This is a genomic window from Mycobacterium numidiamassiliense (assembly GCF_900157365.1).
GTDB classification, from domain to species: Bacteria; Actinomycetota; Actinomycetes; order Mycobacteriales; family Mycobacteriaceae; genus Mycobacterium; species Mycobacterium numidiamassiliense.
On record NZ_FUEZ01000003.1, the window covers coordinates 1,227,221 to 1,248,345 of the forward strand.

The 21,125-nt window shown below is 66.7% G+C and carries 18 protein-coding genes; 5 read left to right on the forward strand and 13 right to left on the reverse strand.

Annotation, left to right across the window (positions count from 1 at the left end; genetic code table 11):
• Positions 1-4: 4 nt before the first annotated feature.
• From MNAB215_RS05750 to clpB, 6 genes are all read right to left on the reverse strand, one after another.
• Positions 5-1,123: a glycoside hydrolase family 76 protein gene (locus tag MNAB215_RS05750; protein ID WP_077077844.1), complete on the reverse strand. Its 1,119-nt coding sequence runs from the start codon at positions 1,121-1,123 to the stop codon at positions 5-7.
• Between the two features lie 37 nt (positions 1,124-1,160).
• Positions 1,161-1,805 (reverse strand): TrmH family RNA methyltransferase, encoded by a 645-nt coding sequence (locus tag MNAB215_RS05755; protein ID WP_077078450.1) that lies wholly within the window; start codon positions 1,803-1,805, stop codon positions 1,161-1,163.
• Entirely contained in the window at positions 1,802-2,701 is a 900-nt protein-coding gene (locus MNAB215_RS05760) for a hypothetical protein (protein WP_077077845.1), read from the reverse strand. Before MNAB215_RS05760 ends, MNAB215_RS05755 begins: the two co-directional genes overlap by 4 nt.
• Positions 2,702-2,713: 12 nt before the next feature.
• Entirely contained in the window at positions 2,714-3,247 is a 534-nt protein-coding gene (gene pyrE / locus MNAB215_RS05765) for an orotate phosphoribosyltransferase (protein ID WP_077077846.1), read from the reverse strand.
• 46 nt (positions 3,248-3,293) lie between these two features.
• On the reverse strand, positions 3,294-4,148 hold the full coding sequence (gene ttfA / locus MNAB215_RS05770; protein WP_077077847.1) for a trehalose monomycolate transport factor TtfA: 855 nt from the start codon (positions 4,146-4,148) through the stop codon (positions 3,294-3,296).
• A 147-nt stretch (positions 4,149-4,295) separates the two neighbouring features.
• A complete protein-coding gene (gene clpB / locus MNAB215_RS05775; RefSeq protein WP_077077848.1) occupies positions 4,296-6,842 on the reverse strand; it encodes an ATP-dependent chaperone ClpB in 2,547 nt (848 codons plus the stop codon).
• A 118-nt stretch (positions 6,843-6,960) separates the two neighbouring features.
• On the opposite strand from clpB, the gene MNAB215_RS30745 reads away from it, so the two are divergent.
• The 5 genes from MNAB215_RS30745 to MNAB215_RS05800 all read left to right on the forward strand — a co-directional run bounded on the left by MNAB215_RS30745 (position 6,961) and on the right by MNAB215_RS05800 (position 13,910).
• Positions 6,961-7,914 (forward strand): DUF3060 domain-containing protein, encoded by a 954-nt coding sequence (locus MNAB215_RS30745; protein WP_245830134.1) that lies wholly within the window; start codon positions 6,961-6,963, stop codon positions 7,912-7,914.
• A gap of 36 nt (positions 7,915-7,950) precedes the next feature.
• Positions 7,951-9,120, forward strand: coding sequence for an FAD-binding oxidoreductase (locus MNAB215_RS05785; RefSeq protein ID WP_077077849.1), 1,170 nt, complete (start codon positions 7,951-7,953; stop codon positions 9,118-9,120).
• 108 nt (positions 9,121-9,228) lie between these two features.
• A complete protein-coding gene (locus tag MNAB215_RS05790; protein WP_077077850.1) occupies positions 9,229-10,119 on the forward strand; it encodes an aldose 1-epimerase in 891 nt (296 codons plus the stop codon).
• A gap of 11 nt (positions 10,120-10,130) precedes the next feature.
• Entirely contained in the window at positions 10,131-10,661 is a 531-nt protein-coding gene (locus tag MNAB215_RS05795; RefSeq protein WP_077077851.1) for a hypothetical protein, read from the forward strand.
• Positions 10,662-10,721: 60 nt separating this feature from the next.
• A complete protein-coding gene (locus MNAB215_RS05800; protein WP_077077852.1) occupies positions 10,722-13,910 on the forward strand; it encodes an ATP-binding protein in 3,189 nt (1,062 codons plus the stop codon).
• An 8-nt stretch (positions 13,911-13,918) separates the two neighbouring features.
• Here MNAB215_RS05800 and MNAB215_RS05805 read toward each other — a convergent pair whose 3' ends face one another.
• The 7 genes from MNAB215_RS05805 to dnaK form a co-directional block, all read right to left on the reverse strand.
• On the reverse strand, positions 13,919-14,740 hold the full coding sequence (locus MNAB215_RS05805) for a class I SAM-dependent methyltransferase (RefSeq protein ID WP_083746011.1): 822 nt from the start codon (positions 14,738-14,740) through the stop codon (positions 13,919-13,921).
• A gap of 12 nt (positions 14,741-14,752) precedes the next feature.
• A complete protein-coding gene (locus tag MNAB215_RS05810) occupies positions 14,753-15,544 on the reverse strand; it encodes a DUF5995 family protein (RefSeq protein ID WP_131829083.1) in 792 nt (263 codons plus the stop codon).
• Positions 15,541-16,716 (reverse strand): oxygenase MpaB family protein, encoded by a 1,176-nt coding sequence (locus tag MNAB215_RS05815; RefSeq protein WP_077077855.1) that lies wholly within the window; start codon positions 16,714-16,716, stop codon positions 15,541-15,543. The genes MNAB215_RS05810 and MNAB215_RS05815 overlap by 4 nt, the downstream gene beginning before the upstream one ends.
• 100 nt (positions 16,717-16,816) lie before the next feature.
• Entirely contained in the window at positions 16,817-17,203 is a 387-nt protein-coding gene (locus tag MNAB215_RS05820; protein WP_077077856.1) for a heat shock protein transcriptional repressor HspR, read from the reverse strand.
• Complete coding sequence (gene dnaJ / locus MNAB215_RS05825) at positions 17,203-18,384, reverse strand: molecular chaperone DnaJ (RefSeq protein WP_077077857.1); 1,182 nt, start codon at positions 18,382-18,384, stop codon at positions 17,203-17,205. Before dnaJ ends, MNAB215_RS05820 begins: the two co-directional genes overlap by 1 nt.
• Before the next feature lie 44 nt (positions 18,385-18,428).
• Positions 18,429-19,088, reverse strand: coding sequence for a nucleotide exchange factor GrpE (gene grpE, locus MNAB215_RS05830; RefSeq protein WP_077077858.1), 660 nt, complete (start codon positions 19,086-19,088; stop codon positions 18,429-18,431).
• Positions 19,085-20,941, reverse strand: coding sequence for a molecular chaperone DnaK (gene dnaK, locus MNAB215_RS05835; protein WP_077077859.1), 1,857 nt, complete (start codon positions 20,939-20,941; stop codon positions 19,085-19,087). The genes grpE and dnaK overlap by 4 nt, the downstream gene beginning before the upstream one ends.
• Between the last annotated feature and the right edge of the window lie 184 nt (positions 20,942-21,125).

Sequence of the window (21,125 nt, forward strand, 5' to 3'; positions counted from 1 at the left end):
TCGCTCATCGCTCGCTCACGGCGGTGACGTTACAGGCGGCCTCCATCAGCATCCAGCCCGAAAGCTGCACCGACAGATCGCGCTCGGCAGTCTCGGAGGCGTTCACCGCGCCCGCGACGAATTGCGCCCGCTGCCCGCCGGCCGTCGGCAGTTCGGCATCGCGGTCCCAGAACGGGCCGAAGAGCGGCAGCCCGTCCACCGTCTGCCGGAAGTCCCACGCCGATCTCGCCGACGCCAGCACGACGGAGCGAGCGGTGTCGCGGGCCACGACGTCGTCGGCCGACTCCCCCGGCAGAGTGGTGGCCACCAGCGCGAGATAGCGGGCGGTGATGCCGGCGAACAGTCCGCCATCGCCGCCGCCGGAACCCCTCAGCACACCGGCAGGCGCCATGTGCTCGGCGACGGCGGCGACCAGGCGGTACACCCGGGCCGCGTGCCGGCGCCGGACCTCCGCTCCGGTGCGTGCCGCCAGTTCCGTCTCCAGCCCGAGCACCACGCCCTGGCAGTAGGTGTATTGCGGGCGTACCAGCGAGCCGGCCTTGATGCCGTCGAACACCAGATGTGTCTCGGGGTCGATCAGCGTCTGGTCGATCCAGTCGGCGATCTGCTCGGCACGCTTGAGCCGACCGCCGTAGCGGGCCAACAGGATGCCCGCGGGGCCGTTGGCCGGGGCGTTGAAGAACTGGTCCTGTTTGCGCCACGGGATGCCGCCGCCGTCTTCGGGCACCCAGGCGTTGACGAGCTGGTCGGTGAGCTTCGCCAGCGCGCGCGGCCGCTCGATCCCGACCAGCTGGGCGGCGCGTTCGAGCGCCAGCGCCAGCCACGCCATGTCGTCGTAGTAGCCGTTGGTCCAGCGGAAGTTGCGCAGCCGCTGTGAGCGGACCTGGCGCTTGATCTCGGTGTGCCGTTGCGGCTGCGGGTCGCGCAGCTGCGCGTCGATCAGGCAGTCCAGTAGATGCGCCTGCCACCAGTAATGCCAGGTGCCGAACAACCGCTCGCGGCGCGCCGACGGCCACGCCACCACGCCCAGCTGCGTTCCGGGCATCGCCCACAGCCGTCTCAGGTGTCGTTGCGCGACAGCGGCTTCGGAGCTGGCTGCCCGGTTCGCCCATAGCTGGTCCATACCTGCCGATCCTTCCTCACGCCGTGTCGGCCGACCGCTACCAGGCGCGGCTCATGTCCCCGTGCTGGCGGATCCAGGCGTGCATCGCGATGCCCGCGGCGACGCCGGCGTTGATGCTGCGCGTGGAGCCGAACTGGGCGATCGACACCGTGACGGCCGCGCCGGTCTTGGTGTCGTCGGTGATGCCGGGACCTTCCTGGCCGAACACCAGCAGGCACTCCCGCGGCAGTTCGGTCCGCTCGAGGCGGGCCGCCCCTGGCACGTTGTCCACCGCGACGACCGTCAGCCCGGCGTCGGTAGCGAAGGCCAGCAGTTCGGCGGTGTCGTCGTGGTGGCACAACCGTTGGTAGCGGTCGGTCACCATGGCGCCGCGGCGATTCCAGCGGCGCCGCCCGACGATGTGCACGGTGTGCACCGCGAAGGCGTTGGCGGTGCGCACCACCGAGCCGATGTTGGCGTCGTGGCCGAAGTTCTCGATCGCGACGTGCAGCGGATGGCGTCGCGTGTCGATGTCGGCGATGATCGCGTCCCGGGTCCAGTACCGATATGCGTCGACGACATTGCGAGTATCGCCGTCGCGCAACAGGATCGGGTCATACCGTGGGTCGTCGGGCGGTTCGCCGGGCCAGGGACCGACGCCGCCGGCCGGTATCCCCCACTCGGTGGGCCCGGGTCCGGTCATCGCTGCGTCCACACACCGGCGTGGGTGCCGACGACCGCCACCGTCGCATACAGCAGCGCCTCGTTGATCTCGCCCTGGGTGCACAGCGATGCGTCGACGCGCACCGCGTCCAGCGACGCGTCGGGCAGGATCAGCACCGCGGAACCGTACGCCGCGCACGCCTGGTTGAGGCCGGCGCCGGGCAGGGTGGGCGAGGCCAGCAGCATCATCGGGCCGCCACGGCTGGCGGAGTCGTCGCGGTAGCGGGCCGCGACGGCATCGGCCTGCAGTCCCAACAACATGTAGCCGTTGCCGGTGAACGCCTTGGGGTCACCGAGTTGGGCAGGGGTGATCGGGGTTCCGTCGGCGCGCCAGGCCGACAGGCTGACGGTCTTCACCACCAGGCCGGTGTCGTTGACGTTGGTCGCCATCAAACCCACCGGGAACGCCGCGGGATAGGCCGCCGAGGTGTTCGCGATGCGGTCGTGCGGCGAGTAGGCGTACACCCCGCGGACCTCGCTGTGGTCGCGGAGCGGGCCCATGCACACCGTGCCGGTCAGCCGGTCGCCGGGAGCCGACAGCGGCGTGGTGATGTCGTGCACGCTGGCCATCGCGGCGGCGCAGCTGCCCAGCCCGGCGGACTCCAACGGGTGCGCCAGCGCACCGTAGAGCCCGAACCGAATGTCGTCCTGTTTGGCGTGCGGCGCATGCGGATCCGTCGGGGACGCGTCGACGTCGACCAGCACATAGTCGCCGTCCCAGCGCAGATTCGACACGGCCATGTTCCAGCCCAGCACCGCCAGCGACTCGCCGAACCGCGCGCCCTGCGCCCCATACGGGCGAACGGGATGCTTGGAACTCGAACAGGCCGCCAGGACGAACGCCACGCAGGCGGTCACCGCGATCAGAATGCGCACAGTGAACCGTCGCTAGCCCAGCCCCAGGTCGGCGAGGCCCAGCACGCTGCGGTAGGGGATTCCTTCGGCTTCGATCGCCTCGGCAGCGCCGGTGGCGCGGTCCACCACGGTGGCCACCCCGATCACCTGGCCGCCCGCATCCTGCACGGCGTGCACCGCCGTCAGCGCCGAACCGCCGGTGGTGCTGGTGTCCTCCACGACCAGCACGCGCCGCCCGGATACCTCAGAGCCCTCGATAAGACGTTGCAGCCCATGGGTTTTGGCCGATTTGCGCACCACGAAGGCGTCGATCGGGCGCCCGGGTGCGTGCATGACGGCGGTCGCGACGGGGTCGGCGCCCAGGGTCAGCCCACCGACCACCGCGTAGTCCCAATCCGCGGTGAGTTCGCGCACCAACCGGCCGATCAACGCGGAAGCCCGGTGGTGCAGGGTGGCGCGGCGCAGGTCGACGTAGTAGTCGGCCTCTTTGCCCGACGAGAGGGTGACGCGACCGTGTACCACCGATAGCCGGCGTACCAGGTCAGCCAGCTCATCGCGGTCAGGCATGACCGACAGCGTAGCGAACGCCCCCGCGGTTGCGGTGCAGGGCTTTTCAGTGCTGGTAGTTCGAGGCCTGTTGGCCGTTGCGCCCCGACGGCGGCGAACGCCGCACCGCTTCGGTGCGTCCCTCGTCCCGCCGGACCGGCTCGGGGCTGCGGCGAGGCGCCTGAACATCCGAGCCGAGCAGCCCGGACACTTCGTGGTCCGCGCGCCTGGGCGGCAACTCCGCCCGCCCGGCCGGAGCCAGCGGGCGGCTGGGCGCCGCTGTGCGCGGCCCCGCCGTCTCGTCGGTCTCGGCGGGTATCGGCGGTAGCACCCGCAGGAGGTCGTTGAACTGACGCACCGTGCGCAGGCCCTCGTCCCACTGGACCCGGGTGCTGGCGATCGGCAGCGCGACCAGCGTCCAGTTCTGCTCGTTCCACATGATCTCGGCGGAGTCGGGTGCGGTGTGCGCGAAGGTGACCATGCGCCGGTCGCAGGCCCGCCGGGCCGCGTCCAGGTTGGTGGAGTACACCATCCGCGGCCCGATCGCGCCCAGCAACCAAATATCGCTCTCGCGTGGCTCTTTGAGGCCCTTGAGCCGCAGATCGACCACGACGTTGGTGCCCACCTTGCGGTGCAGCGCGATCACCGTCGCGACTTCCTCGAGGTCGAAGATGTAGACCGCCTCGCCGCGGATCTGGCCCAGCACCACGTTGTAGGCGGGGACATCACCCACGGTCGAGATCACGCCGCGTTTCCAGCGCTTGAGGATGTCGGACGATTCGCGCTCGTAGTCGAATCCGTGCGACCGCGCCCACGACTTACGGCGTCGGCTGCGACCGCGGCGTCTGTCGACGTCGACGTACAGCAACACCACCGCGCCGACGAAGCACAGCGCGGACAGCGTGAACCAAAGGGGGACCATCCCAAACAGGGTATCTGTTGTTGGTCCAGAACCGAGAATGCGACCAGGTCACAACCCAGTTACAGCTCGTGACGATCGCGAGTGCCGCGTAGCCGGGCGAATGGGGCACTCCCCGGCCACGCGGACCTCGGCATAGCGCTACCTGGCTCAGCCCAGGATCAGCGCGTCCCCGTCGGGGCTGACATTCACCGGAATCGTGTCGCCGTCGTGCACTTCGCCGGCCAGCAGCATCTTCGCCAACTGGTCGCCGATGGCCTGCTGCACCAGCCTGCGCAACGGCCGCGCGCCGTACACCGGGTCGAACCCGCGCTGCGCCAGCCACTGCTTGGCCGGCAGCGACACCTCCAGCGTGAGCCGACGCTGCGCCAGCCGCTTCTGCAGCTGGGCCAGCTGGATGTCGACGATCGACACCAGCTCGCCGGGCTCGAGGCCGTGGAAGATGATCACGTCGTCGAGCCGGTTGATGAATTCCGGCTTGAACGCCGAACGCACCGCGGCCATCACCTGCTCCTCGCTGCCGCCCGACCCAAGGTTTGACGTCAGGATGAGGATGGTGTTGCGGAAGTCGACCGTACGGCCCTGCCCGTCGGTGAGCCGGCCCTCGTCGAGCACCTGCAGCAGCACGTCGAACACGTCCGGGTGGGCCTTTTCGATCTCGTCGAACAGAATCACCGTGTACGGCCGCCGCCGCACCGCCTCGGTCAGCTGACCACCCTGGTCGTAGCCGATGTAGCCCGGCGGGGCGCCGACGAGCCGGGCGACCGAATGCTTCTCGCCGTACTCGCTCATGTCGATGCGGACCATCGCGCGTTCGTCGTCGAACAAGAACTCCGCCAGCGCCTTGGCCAACTCGGTCTTACCGACACCGGTCGGCCCGAGGAACATGAACGACCCGGTGGGCCGGTTCGGATCCGCGACCCCGGCCCGGCTGCGGCGCACCGCGTCGGACACCGCCGTCACCGCCCTCTTTTGCCCGATGACGCGCTTGCCCAGCTCGTCTTCCATCCGCAGCAGCTTGGCGGTCTCGCCCTCGAGCATGCGGCCGGCGGGGATTCCGGTCCACGCCGACACCACCTCGGCGATGTCGTCGGGGCCGACCTCCTCCTTGAGCATCACGTTGTCGCGGGCCTCGGCGTGCGGCAGGGCGGCATCGAGCTTCTTCTCGACCTCGGGGATGCGCCCGTAGCGCAGCTCGGCGGCCTTGGCGAGGTCGCCGTCGCGCTCGGCGCGCTCGGACTCCCCGCGCAGCGTGTCCAGCTGCTCCTTGAGTTCGCGGACCACGTCGATCGCGCTCTTCTCGTTCTGCCACCTGGTGGTCAGCTCGGCCAGCTTTTCTTTCTGGTCCGCCAGCTCGGAGCGCAGCTTCTCCAGCCGCTCCTTGGACGCGTCGTCCTCTTCCTTTTCCAGCGCCATCTCTTCGATCTCGAGGCGGCGCACCAGGCGCTCGACCTCGTCGATCTCGACGGGACGCGAGTCGATCTCCATCTTGAGCCGGCTGGCGGCCTCGTCGACCAGGTCGATGGCCTTGTCCGGCAGGAAGCGGGCGGTGATGTAGCGGTCGGACAGCGTGGCCGCGGCCACCAGCGCGGAGTCGGTGATGCGGACACCGTGGTGCACCTCGTAGCGGTCCTTCAGCCCGCGCAGAATGCCGACGGTGTCCTCCACCGACGGCTCACCGACCAGCACCTGCTGGAAACGCCGCTCCAGCGCGGCATCCTTTTCGATGTACTTGCGGTACTCGTCGAGCGTGGTGGCGCCGACCAGCCGCAGCTCGCCACGGGCCAGCATCGGCTTGATCATGTTGCCGGCGTCCATCGCCCCCTCGCCGGTCGCACCGGCGCCGACGATGGTGTGCAGCTCGTCGATGAACGTGATGATCTGTCCTGCGGAGTTCTTGATGTCGTCGAGCACGGCCTTGAGCCGCTCCTCGAACTCGCCGCGGTACTTGGCGCCGGCCACCATCGAGCCCATGTCCAGGCTGACGACGGTCTTGTCGCGCAGGCTCTCCGGCACGTCGCCGGCCACGATGCGCTGGGCCAACCCCTCGACGATCGCGGTCTTGCCGACGCCGGGCTCGCCGATCAGCACCGGGTTGTTCTTGGTGCGACGGGAAAGCACCTGCACGACGCGGCGGATCTCGTTGTCCCGCCCAATGACCGGGTCGAGTTTGCCTTCACGCGCGCGCTCGGTCAGGTCGGTGGAGTACTTCTCCAGCGCCTGATAGGTGGCCTCCGGCTCGGGACTGGTGACCCGGGCGCTGCCGCGGACCTTGACGAACGCCTCCCGCAACGCCTGCGGGGACGCGCCATGACCGGTGAGCAGTTTGGCGACGTCGGAGTCGCCGGTGGCCAGGCCCACCATCAGGTGTTCGGTGGAGACGTATTCGTCGTCCATCTCGGTGGCCAGTTGCTGGGCGGTGGTGATCGCGGCCAGCGATTCGCGGGACAGCTGTGGCTGCGAGCTGGAGCCGCTGGCCTGGGGCAGCCGTTTGAGCAGCTGCTCCGCTTCGGTGCGAATGGTCGCGGGCTCGACGCCGACAGCCTCCAGCAGCGGTGCAGCGATCCCGTCGTTCTGCGTCAGCAGGGCCAACAGCAGATGAGCGGGCCTGATCTCGGGGTTACCGGCGGCGCTGGCCGCCTGTAAAGCGGATGTCAGGGCCGCTTGCGTCTTGGTGGTCGGGTTGAAAGAGTCCACGACACCTCCGTTCGGGTATAGGGAAAATGCTTGTCGCGTTATTCAACGCCGTCAAGGTTGAGTCTGTTCCGCTCAAGTTTAGATTTTTTCGTCCCGATCGAACAGGGGTCTTTGGTCCATGAAAAAGACTGACAATGGCCTCGCGCCGCCCCCGCGCAGGATTCCGGCCGCATTCCGGCTGGCCGAGCTGCTGCCGTTTCGCTTTCGGTATGTCTTCACCCTCTGCTTCGTCGCGATCACACCGATCACGCTGTGGATACAGCAGCCCAGGGCCTTCGCCGCCGTCGCGGTGCTCACCATGGCGGGGATCTACGCCACGCAAATCTGCGGCGCGCGCATCCGGCTGGGACTACTGCGGTGGGGCCGGGTCGCCGACGTCATCGACAGCGAAAAACTCACGGACACAACCTATTACAGGCGGCCAACCCGGTACAACGTCTCCCTTCCAGTGGCGCGCGGATGGACCGTCGCGCGCCAGCGCTGGAGCGGCCCGAACACCACGACTCACATCCGCTACGCCCTCGACGGTCAGCAGGGCGATCTCGTCCTGCGCGGACGCGAATACGTCGACGGGGTGATCCTGGCCGACGTGCGCAACCCGGACCGGGCCCGCTGCGTCACCGCGTTCGCCTACGACCTCGGCCGCGACCAGACGGGCAATTGGGTCGGCACCCTGCGGCCGCGGCTGCGGATCGGGATGGCCTGCTGGTCGCTGCTGATGATCGGCTGGCTGGTGCTGGCCGGGCTGGCGGTCACGGCGTCCCGCGCCGACTTCGCCGGCAACACCCCGCAGGCCACCGTGCCGCAGGCCGGCACATTGCAGGTCAGCGGCACCGGCACGACGAAGACGGTCCCCTGCAACGGCGGCTACCTGTCCGTCAGCGGCGCGGACAACACCGTCTCCGTCACCGGCCACTGCACCAGCGTCAGCGTCTCCGGCAACGGCAATCACGTCACGGTGGACAACACGGACGCGGTGAGCGCATCGGGACGGGGCAACGTGATCACGTATCACTGGGGCTCGCCCAAGGTCGCCAACGTCGGAACCTCGAACACCGTCCAGCAGGGCTGACGGTGAAAGCGCTCCGCGAGCTTAGAATCGGGCTCCGTGAGCTTAGAGGACCCCGATTCGTTGCGGGTGTTGCGCGACGCCCTGGGGCCGGAGGAACCGGGCGCGGCGGAACTCGTCCGCCAGTTCTACAGCCACTGGTTCGCCCTTGACGTGTCGGTGCGCGATCTGTTTCCCCCCGAAATGGACGCTCAGCGAGCCGCTTTCGGCCACGCGCTGCATTGGGTGTACGGCGAATTGGTGGAGCAGCGCGCGGCCGAACCGGTGGCCTTCCTTGCCCAGCTCGGCCGGGATCATCGCAAATACGGTGTGCTGCCAACGCATTACGAGACGCTGCGTCCCGCGCTCTACGCGGCACTGCGCACCCACCTGGGCGACACCTGGACAGCCGCCGTGGACGCCGCGGCCACCGCGTCGCTCAACCTGATCACCGGGGTGATGAGCGGAGCCGCCGACGCCGAGGTGGGCCCCGCCTGGTGGGACGGCACGGTCGTCGAGCACCATCGGGTCTCGCGCGATCTCGCGGTGGTGCGGCTGCGCCTGGACCGCCCGATGCACTATCACCCCGGCCAATACGTCAACGTCCACATCCCGCAATGCCCGCGCCGCTGGCGATATCTCAGCCCCGCGATCCCGGCCGACCCGGACGGCGGCATCGAATTCCACGTCCGCCAGGTCCCCGGCGGCCTGGTCAGCGCGGCCGTCGTCAACGAGACCCGGCCCGGTGACCGGTGGCGGCTGTCCAGCCCACACGGGGGCCTGCAGGTCGATCGGGGCGGCCCCGACGTCCTGATGGTGGCCGGCAGCACCGGATTGGCGCCGCTGCGCGCACTGATCGTGGACCTCAGCCGCTATGCGGAGAATCCGCGGGTGCACCTGTTCTTCGGCGCGCGCTATCGCTGCGAGCTCTACGACCTGCCCACACTGTGGCAAGTCGCCACCCAGAACCCCTGGCTCTCGGTCTCGCCGGTGTCGGAGTACAACCGCGACCCCGCCTGGGCCGCGGACTACCCCGATGTCACGCCGCCACGCGGTTTGCACGTGCACCAGACGGGGCGGCTGCCCGAGGTGGTGACCAAGTACGGCGGCTGGGGCGACCGGCAGATCCTGGTCAGCGGCGGCCCGGCGATGGTCAGTGCCACCAAGGCCGCGCTGATCGCGAAAGGCGCCCCGCCCGAGCGCATTCAGCACGACCCGTTGTCACGCTAGGCAGGCTTGTCCGGGCCCGGTTCCGTGGCGGCGATCCGCAGCGCCCGGTCCCCCGCAAGCGGGTGGTACCCCCAGCGCCGCGCTTGCGATCGCCGCTAGGCTAACCGCGTGCACCTCGTCACCTTGCGTGATCCGTCGTCGTCGGTAGCCGCGCAGTTCGTCCCTGACGCGGGCATGATCGGCACCTCGCTGACCGACTCGGGAGTGGAGTTGCTCGGCCAGCGCCGCGGGCTGGACGCCTACCTGCAGGCCGGCAAGACGATGGGGATACCGATCTTGTATCCCTGGGCAAATCGGTTGGGCGCCAACACGTATACGGCCGAGAACGTGACTGTGGAGCTAACGCCGGGCGAAAACGGTGTCCGCCCGGACCCCAACGGGTTGCCCATCCATGGCGTCCTGGCCGCGTACCCGGGCTGGCGCGTGGTGACCGAATCGGCCAACGAGCTGACCGCCGAGGTCGACTTCGGCGCGCGGCCGGAGCTGCTGGCCAGCTTCCCCTATCCCCACCTGCTGGCGGTGAATGCGCGGCTGGCCGACCGAACGCTCACCGTGCGCACCACGGTCACCGCGACCGGCGACCGGGCGGTGCCGCTGTGCTTCGGCTTCCACCCGTATCTGTGCCTGCCCGACGTCGCGCGCAGCGAGTGGATCATCGAGACTCCGCCCCTTCGACACCTGAGCCTCGACGAACGCGGACTGCCCACGGGCGAAGCCGTATCGCAAGGGGCGGGCAAGGAAGCGTTGGGCGACAAGGCCTTTGATGATGCCTACGACCAGGTCGACGATGGCGCGGTATTCGCGGTGTCGGGCGGCGGGCGCCGCCTGGAGGTCCATTTCGAGCGGGGATATTCGGCGACCCAGATCTTCGCACCGGTGGGCGAAGACCTGGTGTGCTTCGAGCCCATGACCGCTCCCACCGATGCGCTCAGCCGCGGGGGCTTCCGGTCTGCACGCCCGGGTGAGCCTGCGGTCGCGGTGTTTTCGATCTGGGTCTAGCGCGGCAGCAGATGGGAATCACCGGCTGGATTGCCATCGCCGCATTTGTCATTTCGCTGGTGTCGCTGATGCAAGGCTTGTTCTTGGCGTGGCTGAAGTGGCCGAGGGTGGTCGTTGAAGTCGACGCGCGGCACGACGGCGAATTGAACGCTCCCGCATCGGAACACCGCGTCCGTAACTCTTCGGGACAGGCGTTCATCTTGACCGTCATCAACAACGGATCCGAGCCGGTGACGATCAAAAGCGTCGGGCTCGCTCGGCGCGGAGAAACGCCGCACCGACTGGACTACCTGCACACCTGGCGTGGCCCCACGACCGATCCACTGCCGAAATCGCACGGCGTCGAGGGCGGAGTGGTGATGCCGTTGTGGATCGCCGGCCACGGCTCCTATGTCTTCGAATTCACCGAATCGACACTCCGAGAGATGCCGCCGGGCGTGCCGTATCACGGTTATGCCCAGCGTTATCTGGCATTCCGCTGGCGGCCCAACCATCCGCTCGTGCGCGAGACCAGGTCGAAGCAGACCGTGATGCGCGCGTAGAGCTGAAATAGCAGCGGTTGAGCGGTATTCTTACCCAGTCCCGGGGGCTGAAGGAGCAGGGTGAGCCCTGGCGAGAGCGTTGCCTCAATCGACGAACTGCTGGAACGCGCGGTGCGGGCCATCAACGCCGGCGATCGCGCGACCGCGACGACGTTGGCCGGGCAAGTTCTAGCCGCCGACAGCGGCAACCTCGAAGCCGAGGACCTGCTCACCGCGCCCGCCCACTACGGCGAAATCCGGCGGCTGACACTCATGTTCGCCGATCTTGTCGACTCGACCGCGCTGTCCACGCATCTGGAACCGGAGAAATACCACACCCTGGTCGGGCGCTACCAGGATGAGGTACGCCGGCTCGTCGACCAATATAGGGGCCATATCTGCTCGATAAAGGGCGACGGAGTGCTGGTGGTGTTCGGACACCCCGAAGCGCACGAGAACGATGCGCGGCGGGCCGTCGCGGCCGGGCTGGACATCACTCGCGCGGTTGCGCGGCTCAGCGAACGGGCCCAGCGCAAGTTCGGCGTGACCATCAAGGTGCGGGTCGGCATTCACCGTGGCCTGGTCTACCTCGACACAGATCAGGACGACGTCTACGGGTTTGCCGCCAACCTGACCGCTCGTATTTCGGGTTTGGCCGAGCCTGGCACAGTCGCGGTGTCAGAGGCGGTCGCGACGCTGGTGGAGCACTTATTCGACCTCGACGTCCGCCCGGCGGCCCCGGTGAAGGGTATCGATGGTCTGATCGGCCATCACCAGGTGCTCGGTGAACGACCAGAGGTGGCGCCGCCGCGGCGGGTACCACTGATCGGCCGTGACTGTGAGCGGGCTTGGCTGGAGCAGAGCTGGCACCAGGCACGCGAGGGGATGCTCACCGTCCCGGGAGTGGTATTTCGCGGCGAGCCGGGGATAGGCAAGACCCGGCTCGCGACCGAGGCGGCCGAAATGGTCCGTGCCGCAAGCGTCCCCGTGGTTCGGCTGTTCGGGTCGCCACTGCATACCGACACCGGCCTGCATCCCGTGCGCAGGCTGATTGAGCGCCGATGCGGCATCACCCGGCTCACCGACGGCCGTGAGCGGTTGCGCTTGCTTGAGGCCGAGTTGCGTTCCAGCGAAATCGATCCCGTGACTGCCACGCCATTGCTTGCTCCGGTCATCGGCGTCGGTCCCGAACACGGCTATGACCCGGCTGCCGCGGAGGGCAGAACCCTTTACGAGTTGATCGGCGCGACGGTTCAGCGGTACGTACTAGCGTGCATCGGCGACCATGCCGGGCTGGTGATCGCGGAGGATGTGCACTGGTTCGACCCGTCCACCTTGGAGCTGCTCAACGCTTTGCTCACCAGCGCGGACGGGCGGCTGCTGGTGGTCGCGACGGGACGCGAGGGTGATTGGCTGCAAAACGATTGGCCGGTAACACTTTTCGATCTCTCCCCGTTGTCCGACAAGGAGTCCGATGCGCTGATTAATGCATTGGACCCGTCGGTGACCGATGCTCAGCGGGCCGAGGTACTCAACCGCTGCGACGGGGTGCCGTTCTACATCGAACACGTGGTGGGGGAACTCGACGGCGCCGGGCCGGCCGCGCGCGTGCCCGAAGCGCTATATGAGCCGCTGTTCGCCAGGTTGCATCACCCCCACACCGACGTGGTGCCCGTCGTGGAGGCGGCCGCGGTCATCGGGCGCGCCGGGGATCTCGCCCTGCTTCGTTCGGTGGTTGGGCCCAACGCCAACAACGTCGACGACGTCGTTGCCGAACTCGTGCAGGCGCGCGTCCTGGAACGTCGCGGGGACGACGGCTGGCGATTCCGCCATGAGCTGCTGCGTGAGGTGGCCGCTGAGCTCGCTCCGCCATCCCTGGGTCGTGACCTGCACGCGCGCGCTGCCCACGCGCTGGTCGAGGTGGCTGCCGCTGCCGAACCGGACTGGCGCGTGGTCGCAGGCCATTTCGAGCAGGCCCATCAATACGACGACGCCGTCGATGCGTATCAGAAGGCGTCGGTTAACGCCCGGCACCGCGGCGCTGTCCACGAAGCGCTGGTGTGTCTGACGGACGCCCTCAAACGGCTCGCCAGCTGCGCGCCAGGACCGCAACGAGACCGCAGGGAGATCGCCCTCCGGCTGGAGCGTGGCTTCCTAACAGGCGCTACCCAGGGCAGCATGAGCGGCGAGGGGCCGGCCGACTTCCAACGGTGTTTGGCGTTGGCCAGCACCGGTAACTATCGCGATGAGTTGCTGAGCACGATGACGGCGATGATCGGCTACTACGTGACCCGGGCCGAGCTACGCCGGGCCCATGATCTGCTCGAAATGTTGTACGGCCGTATCGCGCTGGACCGGCAGTGGGGCTACCCGGCAGTCGAAGCGTCGCTGGGCACCGTCTTCTGGTTGGAAGGAGACTTCGAGCGAGCCCGCAAGCACCTGTTGCGCGCATTGGCCGACAGCTCCGCGGCCGACCCGCACAAATTGGACGCGACGTGGTGGATCGCGACCGACCCGATCACCGCGGCGCATAACTACCTGGCGTTGATCCACGTCGTGCGCGGCGACCTGAGTGGCGCTGAAGCCGCAATCGCGCAAGCGACATGCCGCAGCGACAGCCTCGGCTATCCGCAGAACGCCTACAACCGGGCCTTCACCTACTTCGTGCAGATCTGGGTATGCCTTGAGGCCGGCCGACTCTCGGAGGCCGCCACCCATATCGCCGACCTCCGCCAGCTCAGCGAAAAGTCGGGGCTCGACTTGTGGCGCTTGGTCGGCTCCACCGAGCACGCCACCGTCAAAGGGCTCAACGCGCTGCGCGCCGGCGCCGACGCGGCCACGCTGACGGCCCTGGCCGCCAAGTTAACCCTGCGCGTCGACGGCTCACGCCGTCTGCACCTCAACAACTACCTGACGTTCAAAGACGCCGTCATCGGTCGCTTGCTGATAGCCGCGGGCCAGCCGCAGCAGGCCCGTGAACGACTCGAGATGGCGCTGGGCCACGCGGTCGAGACCGGAATGCATTTCCACGACGCCGAACTGCTGCGCGTGCGCGCGCATACCTTCACAGATCCAGAGGAGCGCCGCGACGCCCTGGTCACCGCGCTTGCGTTCGCACGCAAACAACAGGCCACCCTATTCGAATTGCGTTGTCTATTGGATCTGTTCGAGACTACCGGTGAACGGTCCGAGCTGGCCGACGCTGTCGCCCGCTTTGGGGGCGACGCTCGCTGGCCGGAATCCCAAAGAGCACAAGAGATCCTGTCGTAAGCGGCCAGTCACGAGTATTGGAAGGTATGCACGCGGTAGCCATCGCGCATACTCCGCAACACCGTTTTGAACAGGAAGCCGGGGATGAAAATGGCGTGGAAATCGCGTGCGCGTTCGACCACGGAAATTGGTTCACCGCAACGCTTATAGCCGCTGTCGAAGAATAGTTGTTCGGGACGGTCTTCCAGCAACGTGAATCGAGCACCTAGCGCCTCGGTCTGCTCTCGGGTGCTCTTGGTCATGTACCTGTTGACGAACGTCCTGTCCAGCAGCTCGCAGATCAACATGTGTGCAGGAAAGGCGTCCTGAAGCTGCTGCAGTAGCTCCGTGACCCGGGCAATCTCGAGATACATCAAGACGCCTTCGATCACGACGAGGGTGTTCGCACCCGGATCGCATTCGCGCAGCGCCGCAGGCAACTCGCCCCTGGCGATGTCTGCTGCTATGCGCCGCAACGGATTTCCGCAGGCTTCCTCGGGAAGGCATGCATTCTTGTGTGCAATCACGTCCGGCCCGTCGATATCGACCCAGCGCCCGCCGGCCAGCCGGTAGGGGCGGCTGTCAAAACCGGCCCTAACACTGACGATTTGCAAACCCTTGTTGCCCTTCAGCCGCCGCGCGATCTCGTCCTGAAAGATCCTTGAGCGCACCACGTTGACCGACTTGGTTCTATCGTCGCCGTGGCCATGAAAGCGGGACACGATCGCCGAGCCCTCACTGGTCATGAAATCCTCGGCATAGATATCCCCGCATATCGACCGAGACGACCTCGCGTCTTCTGCGCGGATACCGCAGCCGTAGAAGGCCATTGGTCTAATTGAGTCAGTCATGCTTGGGGTGCTTCACTTTTGGAGCGCCTTCATGTTCTCAGCCACATCGTGACTCTCGTGCTCGGCGATGCCACGAATGAGTGCCGGCAAAGGGCTGCAGCGCTCGGGCGCCTGCAGGTACCAGGTATTCAACACCGCGGCCTCCGCCTCCTGTCGCACCCGCTTCTGGTCCGCGTCATCTCTATGCATGACCATGTAAACGGCGAATAGCCAAGCGCCTCGACGCATGTTTTCCAACATCCCATTGAAAACCCGCAATTCATCCGGTATCAGCCGACGGGTCCAAACCAGCTCGGGCGAAAGCTTTTGCAGCACATCCACGATCCCGGGGATCTGAGCGGCGAGGATTTCGTTGACACGGTCGAAATCGCCCTTCAGTGCGTTCAACGCGGCCGGGGTCGGCGCGACCGTGCAGCACGCCATCCCCAAGTCGAAACTGATGTGAGCGTTGAACGCGATCAGCAAGTGCTGCAAAATGATTGCCTGCTTGTCCAGCGCGCCGACGAAGGCGACCTCCCACGGCAGCGTCAGACCCCCGACCGCGTTGGGGTAGAAGAATCCATTCAACGCGCTGAAGTAGCGCTGCGCGAAGCCGACGTCGAGCTTCGCGACCAAGGCCGGGTCCTCGAACTTCTTGGGGGTTTTGATTGCCTTCTGGACGGCCAGGGTGACGCGCTGGTAGACGACGGCGAAGTAGCCGATGGGGCTTCCCTCTTTGCTGGCCCAGTCGATGATCTGCGCGACATTGGTCAGCACGTCGTCGACGCTGGTGGCCTTGGCGAGGCGACCCAGTTTGGTCGTCATTTCGACACCTGCCATTTCTTCGCCAGGTGATCGGGTATGTCGAACGACGCCCGCACCCCGCCACGCTGAAGTTTGAACAGCGCCTGCATCAGCTCGCGCCCGAATGGGAGGGCCAGTTTCGAGACCACTTGGTAACGCTCAGAGTTGCGAAGGTTCGAGCCGAAGGCGAGCTTCCAGAACCAATTGACGACGTCGGTGAGGTCCCCGAGGTCGTTGGTATACCTCGACGGCGGCACGGCCAGCATGTCGGCGATCTCGTCGCCGGCCAGGTGACGGATCAACGGCGGAATCGTTTTGTCGAATTCGCGCAAGGGCGTCATCTCGTCGAGCAGTTCCATCAGCGCAGCGGCCATCTCCCGCCCTTCGGGGGACGCCCTGAACTGCCGGCGCCGGATGGCCTCGACCAGGGCGGTGGCATCGTCGATGCCCTCCACACGCAAGTCGTCATCGACGCCGAGCAGGTGGGCGATGACGTTCCACAGATGCAGGTAGGCCTCCGCGTCCACGTCCTTGACGGGCACGCCCAACCGGCGCAATGGGCCGACCGGCACGTAGGAGAACGAGAGCATCGTCCCGGCGAGGTCTTCCTGGTTAACCGGTATGCCCCAGTTGGCATCCCAGAAGCCGGGATGCTGCACATTGCGCTGCTTGATCATCTCTCGCACGGCAGCGTGCATCAGGCGGACGTGCTGGATGGTACGAAAGCCCTTGCCGTGGCGCTCGAAGCTGTCAGCGTCGAGCACGTTCATCAAAAACTGGCCGGTCTCCATCACCCGCCGACGCGTATTGGTTTCGAGCTGGGCGGTCCGGGTGAGCACCTTTACGCCCTTAGCCGCCGCGTAGGCCGTCGGCAGAGATGCGCAGAAAAGGCACACCGAGATCTGTACTCCGTAGCGTGCGAACAGATCCTGCCCGCGCTTGATCTTGTCCCCGTCGGCCCAGCCCGGCAGAACCGTCGGTGTCGCATCAAGATACTTCTTTATCTCGACGGGCAAACCCTTGGGCTCTGGCTGGTCATTGCTCACCAGGTTGCGCATGAGGTCGTTGACCGCTTGGACGTTGCCCCGCTTAAACAGCTCTTCGACGGCGTCGTCCGCCAGCGGATCCCCCTGCTGCCGCTTCTTATCGAGCAGCTCGTACGTCCATCGGGAGCCCCCATGTGCGCCCGTCATGCAGGCAGCATGGCAGACGGGTCGCACTTACTGCTAGAGCAAATGCCCAGTTAACGTAGATATCACCGCAACACGAGTAGTCCGCTACCTACCCGCAGCGTCAGCGCGACTTGCGCGGTTGCCACACCACCAGCGCGGTGCTCTTGGGCACCACTGCGACGTCGCGGCGCTGGTTGGCCCGCAACACGGCTATCTCGTCGACCATTTCTTTCAGGCGCGACTGCAGTGCCTCGACCTGATTGGTCAGCTCGATAATGCGTTTGATGCCGGCCAGGTTGACGCCCTCGTCCTGCGACAGCCGCTGCACCTCGCGCAGCAGATCGACGTCGTGCTGCGAATACCGCCGTCCGCCACCGGAAGTGCGGCGCGGGGTCACCAGACCGAGGCGATCATACGTGCGCAGCGTCTGCGCGTGCATGCCGGCCAGTTCGGCCGCCACCGAGATCAAAAAGGTCCGGGCATCGTCTCGCTTAGAGTTTTTGGCCATCAGCGATTACCCGCCCATCCGGCCCGGGGATTGAACCCACTGGACCGCTCGGCCTCCGCATAGGCCTGCAGCGCCTCCTCCGCCGGACCCTCTAGGTTCGGCGGGACAGCCACTTTCACGGTGACGAGCAAGTCGCCGTTGCCGCCGCTGCGCTTAGGCACACCGCGTCCGCGCACCCTCAGGATGCGGCCGTCGGTGGTGCCCTTGGGCACCCGGACGCCAACCTTTCCATCCAGGGTAGGAACCGAAAGCGTTGAACCCAAAGCTAATTCGCTGAAGCTGACCGGAACCGTCACAGTGAGGTCGTCGCCGTCGCGGCCGAAAACCTTGTCCGGCCGCACATGCACCGTCACGTACAGGTCACCCGACGGGGCGCCACGCAACCCGGCCTCGCCCTGCCCGGGCAACCGGATCCGTTGTCCGTCTTCGACACCCGGCGGGATCCGCACATTGATGGTGCGGGTGCGGGTGGTGACACCGGTGCCTTTGCACTCGTCGCAGGGGTGCTCGATGATCGAGCCGCTGCCCCGGCAGTCGGTGCAGGGCTCGGAGAACCCGAACGCGCCCTGGTTGCGGCTGATCACCCCGGAGCCGTTACAGCTCGGGCACACCTTCGGGCTGGTGCCCGGGCGCGCCCCGCTGCCATGGCAATTGGTGCACGGTGCCGGACTGGTCAGCCGCAACGGCATGGCCACGCCCTTGGCGGCCTCGATGAAATCCAGCTCGGTCTCGGTCTCGAGGTCGTTGCCGCGTCGCGGCCGGCTGGGCCGGGCACTGGCGCCGCGCCCGAACAGGCCACCGAACAGGTCGCCGATGTTGTTCCCCCCGCTTCGGCCTGCGGCGTCGAACAAATCGTTCAGGTTGAACTCGGCGCCATCGCCACCCGCACCGCCAAAACCGGTGAAGCCATTGGCGTCGAACCGGCGCCCGCCTAAGCCGCCACCGGCGAATAGCCGGCGGGTTTCGTCGTATTCCTTGCGCTTGGCCGGATCCGACAACACGTTGTGCGCTTCGGACACCGCCTTGAATCGTTCACCGGCCGCGGGGTTGTCGGGATTCGCGTCGGGGTGCAGATCGCGCGCCAATTTACGGTAGGCGCGCTTGATTTCCTCGGGGCTGGCCTCGGAGGAGACGCCCAGCTCCTTGTAGAAGTCCTTTTCGACCCATTCACGCTGGGCCATGTCGCGTCACCCCCTCACCTTTCTCTATTTGTGAATTCTGTGCCCTAATCGCCTGAGGTGTCGGCATTATCGCCCGGTTCGGCGTTCGGGGCGCCCTCGGCGACGCCCACGGTGGCGCTGTTCGCCTCGGCGTCGTCACCGGAAACGGTGTCGACGACGCCCACCAGAGCGTGCCGCAGCACGTGCTCGCCCAGTTTGTAGCCCTGCCGCATCACGGTGCCGATCACCGGCCGCGAACCGTCGCCCTCGTGCTGCACGGCCTCGTGCAGCACGGGGTCGAAGTCTTCGCCCTCCGCGCCGAACGACGTCAGACCAAGCCCGGTCAACGCGTTCATCAGCGTGTCGGCCACCGACTTCAGCGGGCCCGATTCCAGATCGCCGTGCTTGCGCGCGAGATCGAGATCGTCGAGCACGCCCAGCAATTGGCTCACGACACCGGCCTTGGCCCGGTCCGCGGCGGCCTGCTGGTCGCGTAGCGCCCGCTTGCGGTAGTTGGCAAAATCGGCCTGCACCCGTTGGAGATCACCGAGCAATTCGGCGGCCTTGCCGGCTTCCTCGGGAGTTTCACCCGCGAATGCCCCCGGCCCGGCCCCTCCCGGCTCGGAGCCGGGAGGGGTGTGCCGTACTTCGCCGGTCTCGGGGTCGATCCGACGTTTGTCGGTGACCGTCACCGGTTCGTGTTCGCCTTGGTGTCCCTGTGTCACTTGGACTCCCGGTCGTCGTCAACCACCTCCGCGTCGACGACATCGTCGGCACCGGCGTGGCCCGGCTCACCGGCACCGCCGGCGGCCTGCTCCGACTGGGTGGCCTCGTAGATGGCCTGCCCGAGGGCCTGGGACTCCTGACCCAGCTTCTCCATCGCGGACTTGATCGCGGAGATGTCGGTGCCACCCAGTGCAGACTTGGCGTCGGCGATTGCGGCATCGACCTTGGACAGCGTCTCCTCGGGAACCTTCGAGCCGCCTTCGGCTTCGCGCTGCTCCTTGACGAACTTCTCCGTCTGGTAGACCAGCGATTCGGCCTGGTTGCGAACGTCGGCCTCTTCCCGGCGCTGACGGTCCTCCTCGGCGTGAGCCTCGGCGTCCTTGATCATCCGGTCGATCTCTTCCTTGGAAAGGCCGGAGCCCTCCTGGATCTTGATCGTGTTCTCCTTGCCGGTGCCCTTGTCCTTGGCCGTGACGTGCACGATGCCGTTGGCGTCGATGTCGAAGGTGACCTCGATCTGGGGGACGCCGCGCGGAGCCGGCGGGATGCCGGTCAGCTCGAAGGAGCCGAGCAGCTTGTTGTGCGACGCGATTTCGCGCTCACCCTGGAAGACCTGAATCTGCACGGACGGCTGGTTGTCGTCGGCCGTGGTGAAGGTCTCCGACCGCTTGGTCGGGATGGTGGTGTTGCGCTCGATGAGCTTGGTCATCACGCCACCCTTGGTCTCAATGCCCAGGCTCAGCGGCGTAACATCAAGCAGTAGAACGTCTTTCACCTCACCCTTGAGGACACCCGCCTGCAGCGCGGCACCAACGGCCACCACCTCGTCGGGGTTGACGCCCTTGTTGGGCTCCTGGCCGCCGGTCATCTCCTTGACCAGGTCGGTCACCGCGGGCATGCGGGTGGAACCACCCACCAGGACCACGTGGTCGATCTCGGAGACCGAGATGCCGGCGTCCTTGATCACCGACTGGAACGGCTGACGGGTCCGGTCCAGCAGATCCTGAGTGATCTTCTGGAACTCGGCGCGGGTCAGCTGCTCGTCGAGGAACAGCGGGTTCTTGTCCGCGTCGACGGTGATGTAGGGCAGGTTGATCGAGGTGCTCTGCGAGCTCGAGAGCTCGATCTTGGCCTTCTCGGCAGCCTCGCGCAGCCGCTGCATCGCCATCTTGTCCTTGGTCAAGTCGATGCCGCTGGTGCCCTTGAACTTCTCGACCAGCCAGTCGACGACCCGCTGGTCCCAGTCGTCCCCACCGAGGTGGTTGTCACCACTGGTAGCGCGAACCTCGACAACGCCCTCACCGATCTCGAGCAGCGAGACGTCGAACGTACCGCCACCGAGGTCGAAGACCAGGATGGTCTGTTCCTTCTCGCCCTTGTCCAGCCCGTAGGCCAGCGCCGCTGCGGTCGGCTCGTTGACGATGCGCAGCACGTTGAGGCCGGCGATCTGGCCGGCTTCCTTGGTCGCCTGACGCTGGGCGTCGTTGAAGTAGGCGGGCACGGTGATGACCGCATCGGTGATGTCCTCACCGAGGTAGCTTTCGGCGTCGCGCTTCAGCTTCTGCAGAATGCGGGCGCTGATCTCCTGCGCGGTGTACTTCTTGTCGTCGATCTCGACGGACCAATCCGTACCCATGTGCCGCTTGACCGAGCGAATGGTGCGGTCGACGTTGGTCACCGCCTGGTTCTTGGCGGGCTGGCCGACCAGCACTTCGCCGTTGCGCGCGAACGCAACGACCGACGGCGTCGTCCGTGAGCCCTCGGAGTTGGCGACGACAACAGGGTCGCCACCCTCGAGAACTGCGACGACGGAGTTGGTGGTCCCGAGGTCGATTCCGACCGCACGAGCCATAGTGATTCCTCCTGATGGTGTAGAGCTTCTTTGGTGCCACTATGCTGAGTGAACCCCGCTCAAGCCTGCTACCGCCGACGCCTTGCTGTCAACCCAGGATTGAGTCTGATGCACTCAACTTGTTGATCATGCTAACGGGCGACCGACGCAACTTGTTCCCGGGGGCGGTTCGGGCGGGCCAGAT

Bases quoted from the DNA above. Each gene is read 5' to 3' on its own strand.
- pyrE (WP_077077846.1), bottom strand. From the start codon at position 3,247: ATGCCTGACCGCGATGAGCTGGCTGACCTGGTACGCCGGCTATCGGTG.
- MNAB215_RS05815 (WP_077077855.1), bottom strand. From the start codon at position 16,716: ATGACGGGCGCACATGGGGGCTCCCGATGGACGTACGAGCTGCTCGAT.
- MNAB215_RS05750 (WP_077077844.1), bottom strand. From the start codon at position 1,123: ATGGACCAGCTATGGGCGAACCGGGCAGCCAGCTCCGAAGCCGCTGTC.
- MNAB215_RS05820 (WP_077077856.1), bottom strand. From the start codon at position 17,203: ATGGCCAAAAACTCTAAGCGAGACGATGCCCGGACCTTTTTGATCTCG.
- MNAB215_RS05755 (WP_077078450.1), bottom strand. From the start codon at position 1,805: ATGACCGGACCCGGGCCCACCGAGTGGGGGATACCGGCCGGCGGCGTC.
- dnaJ (WP_077077857.1), bottom strand. From the start codon at position 18,384: ATGGCCCAGCGTGAATGGGTCGAAAAGGACTTCTACAAGGAGCTGGGC.
- MNAB215_RS05795 (WP_077077851.1), top strand. From the start codon at position 10,131: ATGGGAATCACCGGCTGGATTGCCATCGCCGCATTTGTCATTTCGCTG.
- MNAB215_RS05810 (WP_131829083.1), bottom strand. From the start codon at position 15,544: ATGACGACCAAACTGGGTCGCCTCGCCAAGGCCACCAGCGTCGACGAC.
- dnaK (WP_077077859.1), bottom strand. From the start codon at position 20,941: ATGGCTCGTGCGGTCGGAATCGACCTCGGGACCACCAACTCCGTCGTC.
- ttfA (WP_077077847.1), bottom strand. From the start codon at position 4,148: ATGGTCCCCCTTTGGTTCACGCTGTCCGCGCTGTGCTTCGTCGGCGCG.
- MNAB215_RS05805 (WP_083746011.1), bottom strand. From the start codon at position 14,740: ATGACTGACTCAATTAGACCAATGGCCTTCTACGGCTGCGGTATCCGC.
- MNAB215_RS30745 (WP_245830134.1), top strand. From the start codon at position 6,961: ATGAAAAAGACTGACAATGGCCTCGCGCCGCCCCCGCGCAGGATTCCG.